The following is an 18,355-nucleotide window of genomic DNA, read 5'->3' on the forward strand; positions in this document are numbered from 1 at the left end:
CTTCGGTGAGACAAGAGCGTCTCACTTGGTCTATGCTCGTCTCATGGCCTTCGACCGCGACCATGTGCTGCGCAGCGCAGCCGCCCTGCTGACCCGCAAGTCCACCGCGACCATGGACGAGGTCGCCAAGGCCGCCGGCATCAGCCGGGCCACGCTGCACCGCCACTTCGCCGGCCGCGACGCGCTCGTCCGGGCGCTGGAGTCGCTCGGCATCGCCGAGTGCGAGGCGGCGCTGGACCGGGCACGGCCGGAGGAGGGCCCCGCGGCCGAGGCCGTCCGCCGGCTGCTGCGCGAGATCCAGCCCGCCGCCGGGCTGCTCGCGTTCCTGTACGGCGAGAACCAGCTGTGGGAGAGCGACCGGCAGAACGACGGCTGGCAGCGCCTGGACAACCGGATCGGCGCCCTGTTCCAGCGCGGACAGCGCAGCGGCGAGTTCCGCGCCGAGCTCACCCCGGCCTGGCTCACCGAGGCGCTGTACGGGCTGATCGCCTCGTGCGCCTGGGCCGTCCTGGACGGCCGGGTGGCCGCGCGGGACTTCCCGACCATGATCGCCGAGCTGCTGCTCGGCGGTGCCCTGCGGAGAGAGGAACCATGACCAGCACCCTGCGGCCGGCCGGCGCGGCCGAGGCGGTGCGGCGCCCGGGCCGCTGGCTCGCGCTCAGCGTCCTCGTCCTGGCCGTGCTGCTGGTGGCCGTCGACGCCACCGTCCTCGGCCTGGCGACCCCCTACATCAGCGAGGACCTCGACCCCACCGGCACCCAGCTGCTGTGGATCGGCGACGTCTACTCCTTCGTCATCGCCGGCCTGCTGGTCTCCATGGGCAGCCTCGGCGACCGGATCGGCCGCAAGCGGATCCTGCTGGGCGGCGCCACGGCGTTCGGCGCGCTGTCCGTCCTCAACGCCTACGCGACGACGCCGGAGCTGCTGATCCTGGCCCGGGCGCTGCTCGGCGTCGCGGGCGCCACCCTGATGCCCGCCACCCTGGCCCTGATCCGCAACCTCTTCGACGACCCGCGGGAGCGCAGCTTCGCCGTCGGCGTCTGGGGCGCGGCCGCCTCCGCCGGCACGGCCGTCGGCCCCGTCGCCGGCGGGTTCCTGCTGGAGCACTTCTGGTGGGGCTCGGTCTTCCTGATCAACCTGCCGGTGACGGCCGTCCTGGTCCTGGTCGGCATCCGCACGCTGCCCGAGTCCCGCAACCCCGACCCGGGCCCCTGGGACCTGGTCAGCGTCGTGCTGTCGCTGGCCGGCATGATCTGCCTGGTCTACGCGGTCAAGGAGGCCGCCACCGACGGCCTCACCCCGACGACCGCCGGCGCCGGACTGCTGGGCGCGGCGGCCCTGTACGGCTTCGTCCGCCGCCAGCTCACCCTGCCGGTGCCGCTGCTGGACATGCGTCTGTTCCGGCGCCGCGGCTTCAGCGGAGCGGTCCTCGCCGACCTGCTGACCGTCCTCGGCATGTCCGGACTGGTCTTCTTCCTCTCCCAGTACCTGCAACTCGTGCAGGGACGCGGCCCGTTCGAGGCGGGTCTGGCCGAACTGCCCGCGGCGGCCGGGGCGGTGGCGGCCGGCCTGGTCGCCGGGCGTGCCGCCCGGCGCTTCTCGGTCCGCGCGGTGGTGTCGGGCGGCCTGGCCGCGGTCGGCGCGGCCCTGGCCGCCCTGGTGACGCTCGGCCCGTCCACCGGCTACCCGGCGCTCGGCGCCGCCCTGCTGGTCGTGGGCGTCGGCGCGGGCTTCTCCTTCACGGTGACGGCCGACGTCATCCTCTCCGGCGTCCCGAACGGCCAGGCGGGCGCGGCCTCGGCGGTGTCCGAGACGGCGTACGAACTGGGCGCGGCCCTGGGGATCGCCCTGCTCGGCTCCATCGTGACCGGCGTCTACCGCGGGTTCACCGGCCCGCCCGGCACCCCGGCCGAGGCCCACGAGTCCCTGGGCGCGGCGGTGGAGGCCGCGGCCCACCTGCCCCCGCACCGGTCGGAGGCGCTGCTGGCGGCGGCCCGCGACAGCTTCGTCCACGGCCTGCACCTGGCCTCGGCCGCTGGCGCGGCGGTCCTGCTGGCGGCGTCGGCGGCGTCCTGGTTCCTGCTGGGGCGGCAGCGGCCGGACCGCGCGGGCTGAGGCGGCCCGGCCGGGGCGCGGGGGACCGCGCGGCCGGCCGCCGCGCCCGGCAGGCCTGTCAGCGCCGGTACCCGAGCACCGTCATCATCCCGGACTCCGAGTGGTACTGGTTGTGGCAGTGCAGCATCCACAACCCGGGATTGTCGGCGTCGAAGTCGACGACCAGCTTCCGGTGCGGCAGCACCACCGCCGTGTCCTTCAGCGCGCCGACGGCGTTCACCCCGGACAGCGCGAAGGTGTGCCCGTGCAGATGCAGCGGATGCCACATGTCGGTGGCGTTGATGAGGGTGAGCCGCACCCGTTCCCCGGCCTTGACCGGATAGCGCCGGCGCACGTCGAACGGCCGGTGGTCGAAGCCCCAGTCGAACTTCTCCATCGAGCCGGTGACCCGGATGCGCAGTTCGCGGTCCACCTCGCGGTCGGGCAGCGCCACGGACTCGTCCGGCACGAGCCGCCGGGCGGGGACGACCTTGCCGTCGAGCTCGTCCGGCCGGACGCCCGGGGCGGGCAGCTCCTTGCCCTTGCCGGTGCGCAGGACGGCCAGCGCGCTGCCCTTCTTGCCCTCGGCGAGCGCGACGAGCGGGAAGACGCCGTCCTTGGCGGTGACCAGGACGTCGTACCGCTCGGCCATGCCGACGAGCAGGGCGTCGGTCTTCTTGTGCCGCACCGGATAGCCGTCCGTGTGCGTGACGGTCATCGTGTGGCCGCCCAGCGCCACCCGGAAGGCGGTGTCGGAACCGGCGTTGACGATGCGCAGCCGGACGCGGTCGCCGGGACGGCAGCGGAACACCGAGGGGCTCGTGCCCACGCGCCCGTTCGCGAGGTAGTAGGGGTGGGCGACGTTGCCGCCCTCCCCGTGCAGCATCCGGCTGTGGGAGCCGTGCAGCACCCGGGAGGGGCCGGCCGGCTTCCTGGACGGGGACGGGTGCGCGCCGGCGGTCCGGCCGGGGGACGGGCTGCCGTGTCCGGATCCCATCGCCATGCCGTGCATGGCATTCTCCGCGCCGGGCTTGAGCTGGCCCAGCACCTCCTCGGGGGTGGAGCCCTGCACGCCGTCGAGCCAGTCGTCCAGGACGACGAGCCACTCCTTGTCGTAGGAGAGGGGTTCTCTGGGGTCGTCGACGACGAGGGGCGCGTACAGCGCGCGGTCGGCCTGCATCCCCTGGTGGGAGTGGAGCAGGTAGGTGCCCGGATACCGGACGGTGAACCGGTAGCGGAAGTCGGCCCCGGGCTCGACGGCCCGCTGGGTCAGGTCCGGGGTGCCGTCCATGTCGCAGCGCAGACGCACCCCGTGGGAGTGCAGCGTGGTCGGCTCGGGCAGCCGGTTGGCGAGCGTCAGGTCGAGCACGTCGCCGGCGGTGACCCGGACCAGCGGTCCCGGCAGCGTCTCGTCGTACGCCCAGGTGCGCACCGACGGGCCGCCGAGGTCCAGCGTGCTCTCGGCGGCGGTGAACCGGAGGGTGCGGACCCGGCCGGCGCCGCGCTTGCGCTCCGCGGCCAGCACCTCGGGGTCCGAGGGGTTGACGTACCCCCGGGGCCCCGGAGGGACGAACTCCGCCCGGCCGTCCCCGTGCTGGGGTCCGGAGCGGGGCTCGGAGCCGGAGCTGGTGCAGGCTCCTACGAGTCCCGCGCCGGCGGCGGCCAACGGGACACGGAGCAGGGTACGCCGAGAAGGTGTGAACATGCCTAAATAAGACATGTCATGCCGTTGTGCGGCTCCGTGGATACGGCCGAATGCCCGACGGGTCCGGCGCAATTTCCACCGGCAGGCGGACGGACGCGGACCACCGCGCCCGCCCGGCTGCGGCCGGCTCAGGCGGCCTTCGCCTTGGTGGCGTACACGTCCACGTACTCCTGCCCGGACAGCCGCATCACCTCGGCCATCACCGAGTCGGTCACGGCCCGCAGCACGTACCGGTCCCGGTCCATGCCCTCGTAGCGGGAGAACTCCATGGCCTCGCCGAAGCGGACGGTGACCCGCCCGGGCCGCGGGATGCCCCGGCCGCCCGGCTGCAGCTTGTCCGTGCCGATCACCGCGAACGGGACCACCGGCGCGCCGGTCATCAGCGTCAGCCGCGCGATGCCGGTGCGGCCCCGGTACAGCCGGCCGTCGGGCGAGCGGGTGCCCTCGGGGTAGATGCCGAAGACCCTGCCCTCCTCCAGGATGCGACGGCCGGTCATCAGCGCGGCCACACCACCGCTCGCCCCGTCCCGGTCCACCGGGACCATGCCGACGCCGGTGAAGAACCACGCCATCAGCCGGCCCTTGAAGCCCTTGCCGGTGACGTACTCGTCCTTGCCGATGAAGCACACCTGCCGCTTGGTGACGATCGGCAGCACGATGGAGTCGATGAAGGTGAGGTGGTTGCCGGCGAGGATGACCGGGCCCTCGCCCGGGATGTGCTCCGCGCCTTCCACCTGTGGGCGGAACATCAGGCGCATGATCGGTCCGAGCACTGCCTTGATGAGCGCGAAGCGGGACAACGGGTCCTCCGACGGCGAGGGAAGCGATATGAGTCTGTGCAGGTGAGGACATTACTCGCGGCCCGGGCCCGCGCGCACGTCGGGAACACCCGGTTCACCGAGGTCTTACGAAGTGTTGACGCTGGTTCACCTGCGGTGGCGCACCCGGGACGGCGTGTCGCACCCCCGCGGCGATGTGACGGACGTCGCGCCGCCCCCGGGTGCCCGCGCGCCGACGGCTCGTCACCTCCGGTTCTCGCGGGCCACCCGCCGGCACCCGGGTGTTCGCGCCGGGGCCTCCCGCCCGTCATCCGCCCGCGCCTACGATCGGCCCGCACCGACGGCGCGGAGCCCCTCAGGGGCGCGCCGGCGGGAGACGGACGGCCGAGGCGGCAGGAGGAGTGCAGATGGACAGCGACCAGGGCGACGGGCGGACGCGGGGCACGGGACGGCGGGCGCTGCTGGGCGCCGCGGTGCTGGGCGCGGGCGGAGCGGTCCTCTCACTGCCCGGCGCGGCCGGCGCCGCCGGACCGGGGACGGCCGCGCCCGGCAGGCGCGGGCTGAAGGGCCTGCCGGTGCCGACGGTCATCGGCCACCGGGGCGCCAGCGGCTACCGGCCCGAGCACACCTTCGGCTCCTACGAGCTGGCCCTGGACCTGGGCGCCGACGTGGTCGAGGCGGGTGACCTCGTGTCCACCAAGGACGGCCACCTGGTCTGCCGGCACGAACCCGAGATCGGCGGCACCACGGACGTCGCCTCCCGCCCCGAGTTCGCCGGCCGCAGGACCACCAAGTCGGTGGACGGCGTCCCCACCACCGGCTGGTTCACCGAGGACTTCACCCTGGCGGAGCTGAAGACGCTGCGGGCCGTCGAGCGCATCCCGGCCAACCGGCCGCACAACACCCTCTACGACGGCCGCTGGGACATCCCCACCTTCGCCGAGGTCCTCGCCTGGCAGGACGAGCAGACCCGCAGGCGCGGCAGGCAGGTGTGGATCTACCCCGAGATCAAGCACCCCACCTACTTCCGCAACCTGGGCCTCGGCCTGGAGGAGCGGGTGGCGAAGCTGCTGCGCAGGCACGGCAAGGACGGCCGGAACGCCCCGGTGATCCTGCAGTCCTTCGAGCCGACGAGCATCCAGCGGCTGAACCGGCTCGTCGACAACCCGCTGGTCCTCCTGCTCTCCTCGGCCGACAGCCGCCCGTGGGACCTCGCCGAGGCCGGGGACCCGCGCACGGTCGCCGACCTCGTCACCCCCAAGGGCCTGCGGGAGATCGCCGGTTACGCGCAGGGCATCGGCCCCACCCTGGACCTGGTCGTCCCGAGGAACGCCGACGGCACCCTGGCCGAGCCCACCACGCTGGTCTCCGACGCGCACCGGGTCGGGCTGATCCTGCACCCGTACACCCTGCGCAACGAGAACCCCTTCCTGCCGGCCGAGTACCGCCGGGGCGGTGCGGCCGACGGCTACGGCGACGTCTTCGGCGCCTACCGGCGGTACTTCGGCACCGGGATCGACGGCGTCTTCACCGACAACCCCGACACCGGCGTGCTCGCCCGCGAGGACTTCCTCAAGGGCTGAGCGCGTCAACCGCCGCACGCGCGGGCACCCCGTTAGGAGTGTTGGCGGGCCGCCGCGGCAACCCGCCGCCGGGGCGGCTCGTCGTAGCGCATATGACGCACGACTTGGTGACCGCCCTGCACCCGCTGCTCACCGCGGAAGCCTCCGCCGAGGCATATGCGTGCGGGGGCGAACCGGGCGACCTGGAGCAGGCCGTCTGGCTCCGGCTCCTGGAGCGGCTGGAGTCCGACGGGCCGCCGCCGGATCCGCAGGGCTGGCTGCGCAAGGCCGTCCGCGCCGAGGCCCGGCGCAGCCGCCGGACCACCCGGCTCGAACGCCCCTACGGCGCCGAGCCGGCCGACGACACCCGGTCCGACCCCGAGCAGCACGTCCTCAGGGCCGCCCGGTACCGCGCCCTGCGGGACGCGGTCCGCCGGCTGCCCGGGCGCTGCCCCCGTCTCCTCGACGCCCTGCTCTCCCCGAAGGACCTGACATACCGGGAGATCGCGGGGGAGTTGGGTATCTCACAGGGCAGTCTCGGTCCGGAACGCTCCAGATGTCTGGGATGTCTGCGTCGTTTGCTCACACCGGAGGTTGCTTCCCGCGAGGCGCGGGGATAGGAGTGGGGGACGACAGCGATCAGGTGAGCGGGAGGCATGCGCACATGGGCATGAGCGTGACCATCTCGGTGGCGACCGAGCAGGACGCGGAGCAGATCTTCAGGCTCCAGTACCTGTGCTTCCAGAGCGAGGCGGCGCTGTACGGCAACTACCGCATCGACCCGCTCGTCCAGACCCTGGACTCCGTCCGCCAGGAGGTCGCCGCCGACTGCGTCTTCGTCGCCCGGCTCGGCGACGAGGTCGTCGGCTCGGTGCGCGGCAAGGTGACCGAGGACGGCGCCGCGGCCATCGGCAAGCTCTGCGTCCACCCGCGCCTGCAGGGCCACGGGATCGGCGCCCGTCTGCTGCGCGCGGCCGAGGCGGCGCTGGCGGAGGAGCGCGGCGCCGTCCGGTTCCGCCTCGTCGCCGGCCACCGCAGCGAGGGCAGCCTCCGGCTGTACCGCCGGGCCGGCTACGAGGCGGTGGGCCGGGCCAAGGGCGCCGACGGGGTGGAGATGATCGTCCTGGAGAAGGCGGCGGGGGAGTACGCGCGGACGGCCTGAGGTCCCGCGCCCGCCGGCGCCCCCTCAGGCTCCCCGGCGGGCGGCCGCCCTGCGCAGCCAGTACAGCGCGGTGAGGGGCAGCAGCACGGGGATGAAGACGTACCCCATCCCGTAGTCGGACCACACGGTCGCGTCCGGGAACGCGGACGGTTCCACCAGCGTCCACGTCCCCACGACCAGCACGCCGGCCAGCTCGGCGGCGCAGCACACCAGGGCCGCCCGCCGGGCGGTCTCCCCGCCCCGGACCAGCGTGTAGGTGATGAACCCGTACACGACCCCGGCCACGGCCGACAGCGTGTACGCCAGCGGCGCCCGGTCGAACTCCGTGGCGATCTGGTACGCCGAACGCGACAGAGCCCCGACGACCATCACGCCGTAGAACCAGACGAGCAGCAGGCCCGGCCCGCTGGTCAACCGGGCCGGCTTCTCCTCCGCGGCCGTCACCTCAGCCTCCCCAGATGTCGTAGAGCCGTACCTCGAGCACGGCCAGCACCACGCCGCCGGCCGCGGCCGTCACCGAGCCCCAGCGCGTCCGCTCGGCCAGCGACAGGAAACCGGCCGCCGGGATGCAGGCGAACGCGCCCAGCAGATAGGACACGAAGATCGTCGTGCCCTGCGCCGGCTTCTCGCCCCGTGCCAGCTGCACGATCCCGATCACCAACTGCGCCGCGGCCAGCAGCGACACCACAGCCATGCCGATGAAGTGCCAGTCCTTGGTCGGCTGGTCGCGGTACGCGGCCCAGCCGCACCACGCGGCGAGCAGCAGCGCGGCGACCCCGGTCACCAGCGTCAGGACAGTGAGCATGCGGCGACCTTAATACGGCGCAAACGGCCCACCGCGGCCGACCCCGCCGTACGCCGCGGGGCCGGACCGCGACGGTGACGCCCCCGCGACGGCCCCCGGCGGGCGGCGCGCTCCCGCCCGGACGCCGTGGTGTTGGCCACAGCCGCCCGCGGCGGAAGCCGGGCGCCCGCCCGGCGGGGCGGCGTCGCGGCCCCTGTCGGGCCTGGTCAGGGGCGCGCGACGGAAGATCCCGGCACGTGGGCCGCACCCGTCCGCCGCTGTCCACCATGCGGACACCCGCGCCCGGCCGGGAGCGTCCGTCTGGTTTACTGACCGCATGACCACGACGAGCGACCGCACCCCGGCGACCGAGGCGACCACGACGCCCGGTGCTCGTTGTATGTGTCCCTGTCGAATGTGCGCCTTCTAGAGGGCCCCCGCACCACCTGAGCCTCGCGCCCCGAAGCGAGAGCCGTGGCCACTTCGACGCCCGTCACCGGTCGTACGGCGTCCGAGGCCGCCCCGCGCACACGACGTTCTCCCCGGTCCCACCGCCACCCGAGAACCGTGCCGCGTCCCAGAAGGAACGCACGAACCCTCCTCCCCACGTTCCGGCCGCCTGGAGCGGGGGGAACCGCCCTCGGGCACACCCACGCCCGCGAACCCGACCCAGTGACGGAAACCCACGTGATCACCACCTCGGGCCTGACCAAGGTCTACCGCTCCCGCGGCCGTGAGGTCACCGCCCTCGACGGCGTCGACCTGCACGTCCGCGAAGGCGAGGTCTACGGCGTCATCGGCCAGTCCGGCGCCGGCAAGTCCTCCCTCATCCGCTGCGTCAACCTGCTGGAGCGCCCCACGTCCGGCACCGTGACCGTCGCCGGGCAGGACCTCACCGCCCTGGCCGGACGCGGACCGCGCGCCGGCAAGGAACTGCGCCGCGCCCGCAGCCGCATCGGCATGGTCTTCCAGCACTTCAACCTGCTGTCCTCGCGGACCGTGCAGGACAACGTCGAGCTGCCGCTGGAGATCCTCGGCACGTCCGGCCGGGAACGTTCCCGCAAGGCGCTCGAACTGCTGGACCTGGTCGGGCTCGCCGACAAGGCCAAGGCCTACCCCGCCCAGCTCTCCGGCGGCCAGAAGCAGCGTGTCGGCATCGCCCGCGCCCTCGCCGGCGACCCGAAGGTGCTGCTCTCCGACGAGGCCACCAGCGCCCTCGACCCCGAGACCACCCGCTCCATCCTCCAGCTGCTGCGCGACCTGAACCGGCAACTGGGCCTCACCGTCCTGCTCATCACCCACGAGATGGACGTCGTGAAGTCGGTCTGCGACTCCGCCGCCCTGATGGAGAGGGGCCGGATCGTGGAGTCCGGCACGGTCGGCGAGCTGCTCGCCACCCCGGGCTCCGCGCTCGCCGCCGCGCTCTTCCCGGTCGCCGGCGAGGCCTCCGGCGCCGACCGGACCGTCCTCGACGTCACCTTCCAGGGCGAGGCCGCCACCCAGCCGGTCATCTCCCAGCTCTCGCGCACCTACAACATCGACATCTCGATCCTCGGCGCCGCCATCGACACCGTCGGCGGGCTGCAGATCGGCCGCATGCGCATCGAGCTGCCCGGCCGGTACGAGGACAACGTGGTGCCGATCGGCTTCCTGCGCGAGCAGGGCCTGCAGATCGACGTGGTGGGCGGGGAGCCCGCGCTGGTCGAGGAGGGTGCGAAGTGACCTGGTCCGAGAAGTGGGAGCTGCTCCGGCCGGAGTGCTGGAACACCCTCTACATGGTGTGGTGGTCCACGGTCATCGCGGTCGTCGGCGGGCTGCCGCTCGGCATCCTGCTCGTCCTCACCGAACGCGGCGGCCTGCTGCAGAACGTCGTCGTCAACAAGGTGCTCGGGCAGGTCGTGAACATCACCCGCTCGATGCCGTTCATCATCCTGATGGTCGCGCTGACCGACTTCACCCGGTTCGTGACCGGCACCAGCATCGGCCGGGACGCCGCCATCGTGCCCCTCGCCATCGGCGCCATCCCCTTCTTCGCCCGGCTCGTCGAGACGGCCGTCCGCGAAGTGGACGGCGGGCTGGTCGAGGCCGTCCAGTCGATGGGCGGCAGCACCTTCACCATCGTCCGCAAGGTCCTGGTGCCGGAGGCCCTCCCCTCGCTGATCGCCTCCGCGACCACCACCGTCGTCGCCCTCATCGGCTACTCCGCGATGGCCGGCACCGTCGGCGCCGGCGGCCTCGGCGACCTCGCCGTCCGCTACGGCTACCAGCGCTTCGAGACCGGACTGATGTGGGTGATCGTCGCAATCCTCGCCGTCGTCATCACCGTCATCCAGTTCGCCGGCGACCTCGCGGCCCGCTCCCTGCACAGCCGCGGCGCCCGCTCCGGCCCCGCCCCCAGGCTCCGGCTGCTCAAGGCCAAGGAGCCCGCGGCGGCCGACATCAGCAAGGTCGCCTGACCCGCACCCCGGACTCCCCGTTCACCCGCGACGGGGTCGCACCACCCAGAAGGAAAGGCACTTTTCGTGCGTAACACCGCCAAGCTCACCACCGCCGTCCTCGCCGCCGGAGCCCTCACCCTCGGGCTGACCGCCTGCGGCGCCGACAAGGACTCCGGCTCCTCCGGCCACACCGGCCCGCTGGTCGTCGCCGCGAGCCCGACCCCGCACGCCGAGATCCTCGACTTCGTCAAGAAGAACCTGGCGAAGAAGGCGGGCCTCGACCTGCAGGTCCGCGAGTTCACCGACTACATCACGCCGAACACGGCGACCGAGGACGGCGACGTGGACGCCAACTACTTCCAGAACCAGCCGTACCTCGACGACTTCAACAAGAAGCGCGGCACGCACATCGTGCCCGTCGTCACGGTGCACCTGGAGCCGCTCGGCCTCTACTCCCACAAGGTGAAGAAGGCCGACGCCCTCAAGAGCGGTGCGACCATCGCCGTCCCGAACGACTCCGTCAACGAGGCCCGCGCCCTGAAGCTGCTCGCCGCCAACGGGCTCATCACCCTCAAGGGCGGCGTCGGCACCGAGGCCACCCCGCAGGACATCGCCAAGAACCCCAAGAACCTCAAGTTCAAGGAGGTCGAGGCCGCGCAGACCCCGCGGTCCCTGGACGACGTGGACGCGGCCGTCGTCAACGGCAACTACGCCATCTCCGCGGGCCTGAAGCCCGCCGCGGACGCCCTCGTCCTGGAGTCCGCGAAGAACAACCCGTACGGCAACTTCCTCGCCGTGAAGAAGGGCGAGGAGAAGGACCCGCGGGTCAAGAAGCTGGCGCGCCTCCTCACCTCGCCCGAGGTGAAGAAGTTCATCGAGGACAAGTACCAGGGCTCGGTCATCCCGTCCTTCTGAGCCCTCGCGACGCTCCGAGCCCTCGCGGCGCTCCGAGCCGTCACAGCCTCTGCGAGCCGCCGCGCGCCGCCGGGCCGCCCCCCGAACAGGGCCCGCCCGGCCGGCGGCCGGCGGCGCCGGCCCGGCGTCCTCCGGCGCACGGGGTCCGCTCCCTCACCCGGTGGGTCCGCCCCCCACGCCCTCGCGGCAGTGGGGGGCGGACCCCGTCGTGCGTTCCAGTGGTTTCATGCTGCATGCTGGGCAGTTCAGCAGGCCTGGCGGTCCTGACGGTTTCTTCGAGGTCATCATCCGAAGGTTACGGAGCGGCGCATGACGAGCACCTTCCCCAACATCTCCATCAGCACGGAGCGGTTGGTGCTGCGTCCCCTCGACGAGGACGACGCGCCCGCCCTGGTCGAGATGATGAACGACGAGCAGGTCGTCGCGTGGACCACGGTGCCCCACCCGTACACCGAGGCCGACGCCCACCGGTGGATCACCCGGCGCGCCCCGCAGATACGCACCGGGGGGCGCGGCATCGTCCTCGCCGTCACCGAGTTCCTCACCCAGCGGCTCGTCGGCACCGTCCGCCTGAAGAACACGGACTGGCGCGTCCGCTCCAGCGAACTCGCCTACGTCATCGCCCCCTGGGCCCGCGGCGAGGGCTACGCCTGCGAAGCCGCCCTGGCCATCGCCCAGTGGTTCTTCCACGACCGCAAGTTCGAACGGCTGGAACTGCGCACCGCCGCCGGCAACACCGCCTCCCAGCAGGTGGCCCAGAAGATCGGCTGCATCAGCGAGGGCGTGCTCCGCAACGCCTGGACGGCGCGCACCAGGACCGCGGACGGCGTCTGGAGCGAGGTGCGCACCGACGTCATCGTCTGGAGCCTGCTGCCGGAGGACCTCACCGGGGTCAGCGAGCAACTGGCCGACAGGGGCGGTTTCACCTCGTACCCGGACTGGAACTGAGTCCGCGGGCACCGGGCCGGACCACCGCACCGGGTACCCTCACGGAGCCCGCACCGGGCATTTCACGAAGACGCGCGCATAACCCACGGGAGACTGACGACGATGGCCGACCGGGTCACGGTGATCGGCTGGGACGGCTCGCCGCTGACCGACACGGCGCGGGCCGCCCTCGGCGCCGCCACACTGGTGGCCGGCGCCGCCCACCACCTGGCGCTCCCCGAGGTGCCCCCCACCGCCGAACGCATCCGCCTGGGCAGCCTCCCCCTGGCCGCCCGCCGCATCGCCGCCCACCGCGGCACCGCGGTCGTGCTCGCCGACGGCGACCCCGGTTTCTTCGGCGTCGTCCGCACCCTGCGCGCGCCGGAGTTCGGCCTGGAGGTCGAGGTCGTCCCCGCCGTCTCCTCCGTCGCCGCCGCCTTCGCCCGCGCCGGCATGCCCTGGGACGACGCCCAGGTGGTCGTCGCCCACCCGCGCACCCTGCGCAGGGCCGTGAACGTCTGCCGCGCCCACACCAAGGTCGCCGTCCTCACCGCACCGGGCGCCGGCCCCGCCGAACTCGGGCTGCTGCTGGAGGGCGTGCACCGCACCTTCGTCATCTGCGAGGAACTGGGCACCGCACGCGAGCAGGTCACCGTCGTGACCTCCGACAAGGCGGCCGACCACACCTGGCGCGACCCCAACGTCGTCATCGTCATCGGCGGCCCGGCCGGCGCGGCGGAGGGCGGCGGCTGGATCGCCGGACGCGATCCGGGCGCCGGCCCGCGCGGCTGGGTGCAGCCCGACGAGACCTACGGCGCCGTACCGGGCGGCGGCCTCGGCGAGGGCGAGACGGAGCTGCTCCGCGCCGCCCAACTCGCCCGGCTGGGACCCCGGGTGGGCGACCTCGTCTGGGACATCGGCTGCGGCAGCGGAGCGTTCGCCACCGAGGCCGCGCGCGCCGGGGCGGCCGTCATCGCCGTCGACCGCGACCCGGCGGCCTGCGCCCGCACCGAGGGCGTCGCACGGCGCTTCGGCGTCCAGCTGCAGATCGTGCACGGCAGCGCCCCCCACGTCCTGGAGAGCCTTCCCGAACCGGACGTCGTACGGGTCGGCGGCGGGGGACCGGCCGTCGTCTCCGCGGTCGCCGACCGGCGCCCGCAGCGCATCGTCACGCACGCCGCGACCCGCGACGCGGCCGAGGTCGTCGGCCGCGACCTGACCGAGCACGGATACCGGGTCGAGTGCGCCCTGCTGCAGTCCGTCGGACTCGACACCAGGGCCTGGACGGAGACCGAGCGGAGCGTCGCGTTCCTGCTCACGGGCGAGTTGCCGCTGCGCGAGACGCCGCGCTGAGGGACGGCGGCCGGGCGGCGGGAGGGCCCGCCGGATCGCGCCCCGTGATCCTGTTGTCGTACTGCGCGAGGTAGGCTGGCCGATCGTTGTACCGCACCGGTGGCCCGAACTTCGTTCGCCAATGTCCGGAACGCCCGCCCGTTTCGCGGTGGGTGCGGTACGGCGAACCGGAGGACGCACGACGTGGCGCAGTCCACAGCCGGCTGTCGCGGATCATGCTGACGCGACGGGGGAACGGCCGGGACAATGCCACTGAATGGCTTTGTCGCCTTTTCCGGCGGGTCGTTCGTGCCGCCGGGCACGGACGCTCGTTCTTCACTGCGGGGCGGTCGGTGCGCCGTTCCGGGTGAGCTGGTCGTAGAAGCACTAACCGATGGGCGAGGGGTACGCATGACGGACACCGGCCAGGTCCCGGGCGAGGGGCAGCCGGAGAGCGCAGGGATGGTGGAGCAGCCGGGCGCCCCCGCGCACGGCGTGTACACCTACCTCTCCGAGGCGCACGCCGAGGACGAGGACCTGCTGCTGCCGGGTGCTGCGGGCGCGTGGGGCAACGAGGTGCCGCCCCCCGCCCCCGAACCGGTGGTGGAGGCCGTCCACGAGCCGGGCCCGCACGAGACGTCCGGCCGCGACACCGGCTCCGTCGACCTCGGCGGCGTCCGCCTTCCCGACCCGGGCCCGTCGTCGGTGCCGCCGTCGCCCATCCTCTCGGCGCCGCACGATCCGGCGGCCGCGCCGCAGCCGCCGCGCCGCCCCCTGCACCTCGGCCCGCCCATCCCCGACACCTCCGCGAGCCCGGTCCGCTCCCTCGCCGACCGCGGACCCGCCGGAGCACCGGTACGGCAGCCCGGCCCGCCGGCCACCGGCCCCGAGCACCTCGACGCGCAGCCCCAGCCGCAGCCCCAGCCGCAGCCGCTGAGCGACACGGCCCCGCAGAGCGCGGCCCCCTGGGGCGCCGCCCCGGCCGCCCCGGCCCAGCCCGGCCCGCAGGCGCCGGCCGCCGGGACGGCGGCACCCGCCGAACCGGCCGACGCGGCCCCGGCCCCGATGGCCCGCCTCGCGCACCAGACGGCGGCTCCGGCGCACCCCGGCGGCGACCCCGCCCCCGCCCGGCCGCACGGCGTCCACGGACACGACGGCGTGCAGCCGGCGCACAACCACGACGGGGCGGACACCCCGCCCGCCGGCCGGCCCGAGGACGCCCAGTCACCTGCGGCCCAGGGCCCCGAGCACGCCCCGGCGGCCGCGGAGCAGGACGTTGCGCAGGACGCCGGGACGACGGTGGCGCAGGACGCCGGGGGCGCCGAGGGCGCGCAGGCTCCGGTCGCCGCCGCGGCCGACGCGGCTGCCGGTGACGGCGGGGCCGACGCCGCCGGTGCCCCGGTGGCCGCGGACCCGGCTGCTCCGGCGGACGGCGTCGCCGTGCCCGAGGGCGGTGCCCCCGCGCCGGAGCCGGCGCAGGACGGGTCGGGCCCGCTGGCCCCGGCTGCCGAGGCACCCCTCGCGGACCCGGCAGGGCAGACCGTTTCGGCCCCGGCCGCGGACGGCGCGCAGCCCGCGGAGACCGCCGGCGCCGTGACCGCACCGGAGGCCGAGGCGGCCCCGCCGGCCGCACCCGCCGAGTCCGCCGGGGACGTGCAGGCCGCCGAGGTCGCACAGGCCGCGGAGGACGCGCAGCCGGGCGCAGCCGTGCCGCCCACCGAGGCCGGACAGCCCACCGAGCCGGTGCAGGCGCCCGTTGCCACCGAGCCGGCCGAGCCCGTGCAGGCGCCCGTTGCCGCCGAGTCGGCCGAGGCCCCGCAGACCGCCGACGCGGCTCCGTCCGCCGGTGCAGCCGCCGCCGTGGACGGCGCGCAGGCCCAGCCGGTCACCGCCGCCCAGGCGACGGCCGCACCGGGCGCGGACGAGTCCGCCGACGGGGCCGCCGTCGAGGACACGACCCCGCAGACCGCGCCCCAGCAGACCGAGCCCGCGGCCGCCGCTCCCGCTCGGCCGGGCGCGGACCTCCCCGGCGCCCCGGACGCACCCGGCGCCGTCCCGGCCCCCGCCGAGGGCGCGCCGGAGACCGAGGAGGCGATCCGGCCGGCCGTGCTGCACGCCCAGGACCTTCAGCAGCCCGCCGGCGACGTCCCGCACGAAGCCGGGACCCCGACCGGGTCCGCCGTACCGCAGAACCACCCGCAGGCAGCGGACACCGCAGCCCCGGCCGCCGCCGCGCCCGTCGCCGACCCGGCCGCCGCGCCCGCCGCCGCCGATCCGGTCGCCGCCGCGCCTGCCGTGGACCCGGCCGCCGCCGCGCCCGCCGCCGATCCGGTCGCCGCAGAGCCCGCCGCAGCCCCGGCCGCCGCCGCGCCTGCCGTGGACCCGACGGCCGCGCCTGCCGTGGACCCGACGGCCGCGCCTGCCGTGGACCCGGCCGCCGCGCCCGTCGCCGACCCGGTCGCCGCCGAGCCCGCGCAGGTGCAGGCTCCCGAGCAGGCGCTGCCCGCCGGTCTTCCGGCGGAGCCGGACCCGGAGCAGCCGCTGGGGCAGTTCGTGCCGGTCCAGGGGCAGGTGCCCACCACCCCGCACCTGGCGCCCACCCCGCCGCACCCCCTCGTCCTGCCCGCGCAGGAGCCCCAGCCGCAGCACCCGCACGAGCCGCAGCACCCGCACGAGCCGCAGAACCCCCAGGGCCTTCAGAACCCGCAGGGTCCGCAGGCGCAGCCGGAGACGGTCGCCACGGTGCCCGCGCCCCGCGACGGGGAGCCGGCCGCGGTGCCGGCCGCGCCGGAGGGGGAGCCCGAGGCCGCCGGCGCCGTACCGCACGCGGAGCAGCCGGCCGGGGCCGCCGGCCATGAGGAGAGCCCGGCCGCAGCGGCCGAAGCACCGCGGTCCACCGGCCCGGCCGCGCCCGGCTACGCCGACGCCGAGCGCGAGGCCGTCCTGAAGGTCATGCGCGAGCGCCGCGACATCCGCAACGGCTTCCGCAGCGACCCCATCCCGCACGAGGTGCTGCTGCGGGTCCTGGAGGCCGCGCACACCGCCCCCTCCGTGGGCCACTCGCAGCCCTGGGACTTCGTCGTCATCCGGTCCGAGGAGACCCGCCGGACGATGCACGAGCTGGCGATGCGTCAGCGCGAGGCGTACGCCAAGTCGCTGCCGAAGGGCCGGGCGAAGCAGTTCAAGGAACTGAAGATCGAGGCCATCCTCGACACCCCGGTCAACATCGTCGTCACCGCCGACCCCACCCGCGGCGGCCGGCACACCCTCGGCCGCCACACCCAGCCGCAGATGGCGCCCTACTCCTCGGCGCTCGCGGTGGAGAACCTCTGGCTCGCCGCCCGTGCCGAAGGCCTCGGCGTCGGCTGGGTCAGCTTCTTCGACGAGCGGGAGATGGTCCGCGCGCTCGGCCTGCCCGAGCACCTGGAGGTCGTCGCCTACCTGTGCGTCGGGTACGTCGACGAGTTCCCGGACGAGCCGGAGCTGATGCAGGCCGGCTGGTCCAAGAGGCGCCCCCTGTCCTGGGTGGTGCACGAGGAGACGTACGGCCGCCGCGCCCTGCCCGGAGAGGAACCCCACGACCTGCTCGCCGAGACCGTCGCACAGATCCGCCCGCTCGACGCCAAGGCGCTCGGCGCGGCATGGGAGCGCCAGAAGCGCATGACCAAGCCGGCCGGCGCGCTGGGCATGCTGGAGATCATCTCCGCCCAGCTGTCCGGACTGTCCCGCCAGTGCCCGCCGCCCATCCCGGAGCCCGCCGCCGTCGCGATCTTCGCCGGCGACCACGGCGTGCACGCCCAGGGCGTCACCCCCTGGCCGCAGGAGGTCACCGCCCAGATGGTGGCGAACTTCCTCGGCGGGGGAGCGGTCTGCAACGCCTTCGCCACCCAGGTCGGCGCCGAGGTCTGCGTCGTGGACGTCGGCGTCGCCGCCGACCTGCCGGCCACGCCGGGCCTGCTGCCCCGCAAGATCCGCGGCGGCACCTCCGACATGACCGCCGGACCCGCGATGACCCGCGAGGAGGCCAAGCAGGCCGTCGAGGTCGGCATCGAGACCGCCCGCGACCTGGTGGCGGCCGGCAACAAGGCGCTGCTCACCGGCGAGATGGGCATCGCCAACACCACCGCGTCCGCCGCACTGATCTCCGTGTTCACCGGCGCCGACCCGGCGGAGGTCACCGGCCGCGGCACAGGCATCAACGACGAGACGCTGGCCCGCAAGACCGAGGTGGTCCGGCGCGCCCTGGAACTCCACCAGCCGGACCCGGCCGACCCGATCGGCGTCCTCGCGGCCATCGGCGGCTTCGAGCACGCGGCCATGGTGGGCCTGCTGCTCGGCGGCGCCTCGCTGCGGACGCCGGTGATCCTGGACGGCGTCAGCGCCGGCGCCGCCGCCCTCGTGGCCCGCGCGATCGCCCCCGAGGTCCTCGCGGCCTGCATCGCGGGCCACCGCAGCGCCGAGCCCGGCCATGTCGCCGCCCTCAACAAGCTGGGCCTGCGCCCGCTCGTCGACCTCGACCTGCGCCTCGGCGAGGGCACGGGCGCGCTGCTCGCCCTGCCGCTGGTGCAGAGCGCGGCGCGGGCGATGCACGAGGTGGCCACGTTCGACTCGGCGGGCGTCACCGAGAAGTAGGCCGCGGCGGGACGGCGGTCCCGGG

General features: G+C 74.6%; 15 protein-coding genes. 11 read left to right on the plus strand and 4 right to left on the minus strand.

All coding sequences use genetic code 11. From position 1 onward, the window contains the following. Nucleotides 1-43 precede the first annotated feature (43 nt). Nucleotides 44-595 (plus strand): helix-turn-helix domain-containing protein, encoded by a 552-nt coding sequence (locus ABZ261_RS10060; RefSeq protein ID WP_356857288.1) that lies wholly within the window; start codon nucleotides 44-46, stop codon nucleotides 593-595. Then, nucleotides 592-2,115: an MFS transporter gene (locus tag ABZ261_RS10065; RefSeq protein WP_356857290.1), complete on the plus strand. Its 1,524-nt coding sequence runs from the start codon at nucleotides 592-594 to the stop codon at nucleotides 2,113-2,115. The genes ABZ261_RS10060 and ABZ261_RS10065 overlap by 4 nt, the downstream gene beginning before the upstream one ends. Nucleotides 2,116-2,173: 58 nt before the next feature. Here the strand turns inward: ABZ261_RS10065 and ABZ261_RS10070 are convergent, their stop codons facing one another. Continuing rightward, a complete protein-coding gene (locus tag ABZ261_RS10070) occupies nucleotides 2,174-3,799 on the minus strand; it encodes a multicopper oxidase family protein (RefSeq protein WP_356857292.1) in 1,626 nt (541 codons plus the stop codon). Nucleotides 3,800-3,927: 128 nt separating this feature from the next. Continuing rightward, the gene (locus ABZ261_RS10075; RefSeq protein ID WP_356857294.1) at nucleotides 3,928-4,599 is read right to left on the minus strand and encodes a lysophospholipid acyltransferase family protein; all 672 of its coding nucleotides are present in this window, start codon (nucleotides 4,597-4,599) and stop codon (nucleotides 3,928-3,930) included. A gap of 386 nt (nucleotides 4,600-4,985) precedes the next feature. Between ABZ261_RS10075 and ABZ261_RS10080 the strand changes: the two genes are divergently transcribed. The 3 genes from ABZ261_RS10080 to ABZ261_RS10090 all read left to right on the plus strand — a co-directional run bounded on the left by ABZ261_RS10080 (nucleotide 4,986) and on the right by ABZ261_RS10090 (nucleotide 7,302). Then, entirely contained in the window at nucleotides 4,986-6,161 is a 1,176-nt protein-coding gene (locus ABZ261_RS10080; RefSeq protein WP_356857296.1) for a glycerophosphodiester phosphodiesterase, read from the plus strand. Between the two features lie 92 nt (nucleotides 6,162-6,253). Next, nucleotides 6,254-6,760 (plus strand): sigma-70 family RNA polymerase sigma factor, encoded by a 507-nt coding sequence (locus ABZ261_RS10085; RefSeq protein WP_356857298.1) that lies wholly within the window; start codon nucleotides 6,254-6,256, stop codon nucleotides 6,758-6,760. 44 nt (nucleotides 6,761-6,804) lie between these two features. Continuing rightward, complete coding sequence (locus ABZ261_RS10090) at nucleotides 6,805-7,302, plus strand: GNAT family N-acetyltransferase (RefSeq protein ID WP_356857300.1); 498 nt, start codon at nucleotides 6,805-6,807, stop codon at nucleotides 7,300-7,302. Nucleotides 7,303-7,326: 24 nt separating this feature from the next. Here ABZ261_RS10090 and ABZ261_RS10095 read toward each other — a convergent pair whose 3' ends face one another. Then, a complete protein-coding gene (locus tag ABZ261_RS10095; protein WP_356857302.1) occupies nucleotides 7,327-7,746 on the minus strand; it encodes a hypothetical protein in 420 nt (139 codons plus the stop codon). A gap of 1 nt (nucleotide 7,747) precedes the next feature. Next, nucleotides 7,748-8,107: a hypothetical protein gene (locus ABZ261_RS10100; protein ID WP_356857304.1), complete on the minus strand. Its 360-nt coding sequence runs from the start codon at nucleotides 8,105-8,107 to the stop codon at nucleotides 7,748-7,750. 666 nt (nucleotides 8,108-8,773) lie between these two features. Here ABZ261_RS10100 and ABZ261_RS10105 point away from each other — a divergent pair. The 6 genes from ABZ261_RS10105 (at nucleotide 8,774) to cobT (ending at nucleotide 18,330) form a co-directional block, all read left to right on the plus strand. Then, on the plus strand, nucleotides 8,774-9,808 hold the full coding sequence (locus tag ABZ261_RS10105; protein ID WP_356857306.1) for an ATP-binding cassette domain-containing protein: 1,035 nt from the start codon (nucleotides 8,774-8,776) through the stop codon (nucleotides 9,806-9,808). 53 nt (nucleotides 9,809-9,861) lie between these two features. Then, a complete protein-coding gene (locus ABZ261_RS10110; protein WP_356857567.1) occupies nucleotides 9,862-10,542 on the plus strand; it encodes a methionine ABC transporter permease in 681 nt (226 codons plus the stop codon). A 66-nt stretch (nucleotides 10,543-10,608) separates the two neighbouring features. Beyond that, nucleotides 10,609-11,439: a MetQ/NlpA family ABC transporter substrate-binding protein gene (locus ABZ261_RS10115; RefSeq protein ID WP_356857308.1), complete on the plus strand. Its 831-nt coding sequence runs from the start codon at nucleotides 10,609-10,611 to the stop codon at nucleotides 11,437-11,439. Between the two features lie 309 nt (nucleotides 11,440-11,748). Next, entirely contained in the window at nucleotides 11,749-12,387 is a 639-nt protein-coding gene (locus tag ABZ261_RS10120) for a GNAT family N-acetyltransferase (RefSeq protein WP_356857310.1), read from the plus strand. 102 nt (nucleotides 12,388-12,489) lie between these two features. Beyond that, a complete protein-coding gene (cbiE, locus tag ABZ261_RS10125) occupies nucleotides 12,490-13,719 on the plus strand; it encodes a precorrin-6y C5,15-methyltransferase (decarboxylating) subunit CbiE (RefSeq protein WP_356857312.1) in 1,230 nt (409 codons plus the stop codon). Nucleotides 13,720-14,109: 390 nt separating this feature from the next. Beyond that, a complete protein-coding gene (cobT, locus tag ABZ261_RS10130) occupies nucleotides 14,110-18,330 on the plus strand; it encodes a nicotinate-nucleotide--dimethylbenzimidazole phosphoribosyltransferase (protein WP_356857314.1) in 4,221 nt (1,406 codons plus the stop codon). Nucleotides 18,331-18,355 lie beyond the last annotated feature (25 nt).

The sequence above is a fragment of the Streptomyces sp. NPDC006193 genome (genome assembly GCF_040613915.1).
In the GTDB taxonomy this organism is placed as follows: Bacteria; Actinomycetota; Actinomycetes; order Streptomycetales; family Streptomycetaceae; genus Streptomyces.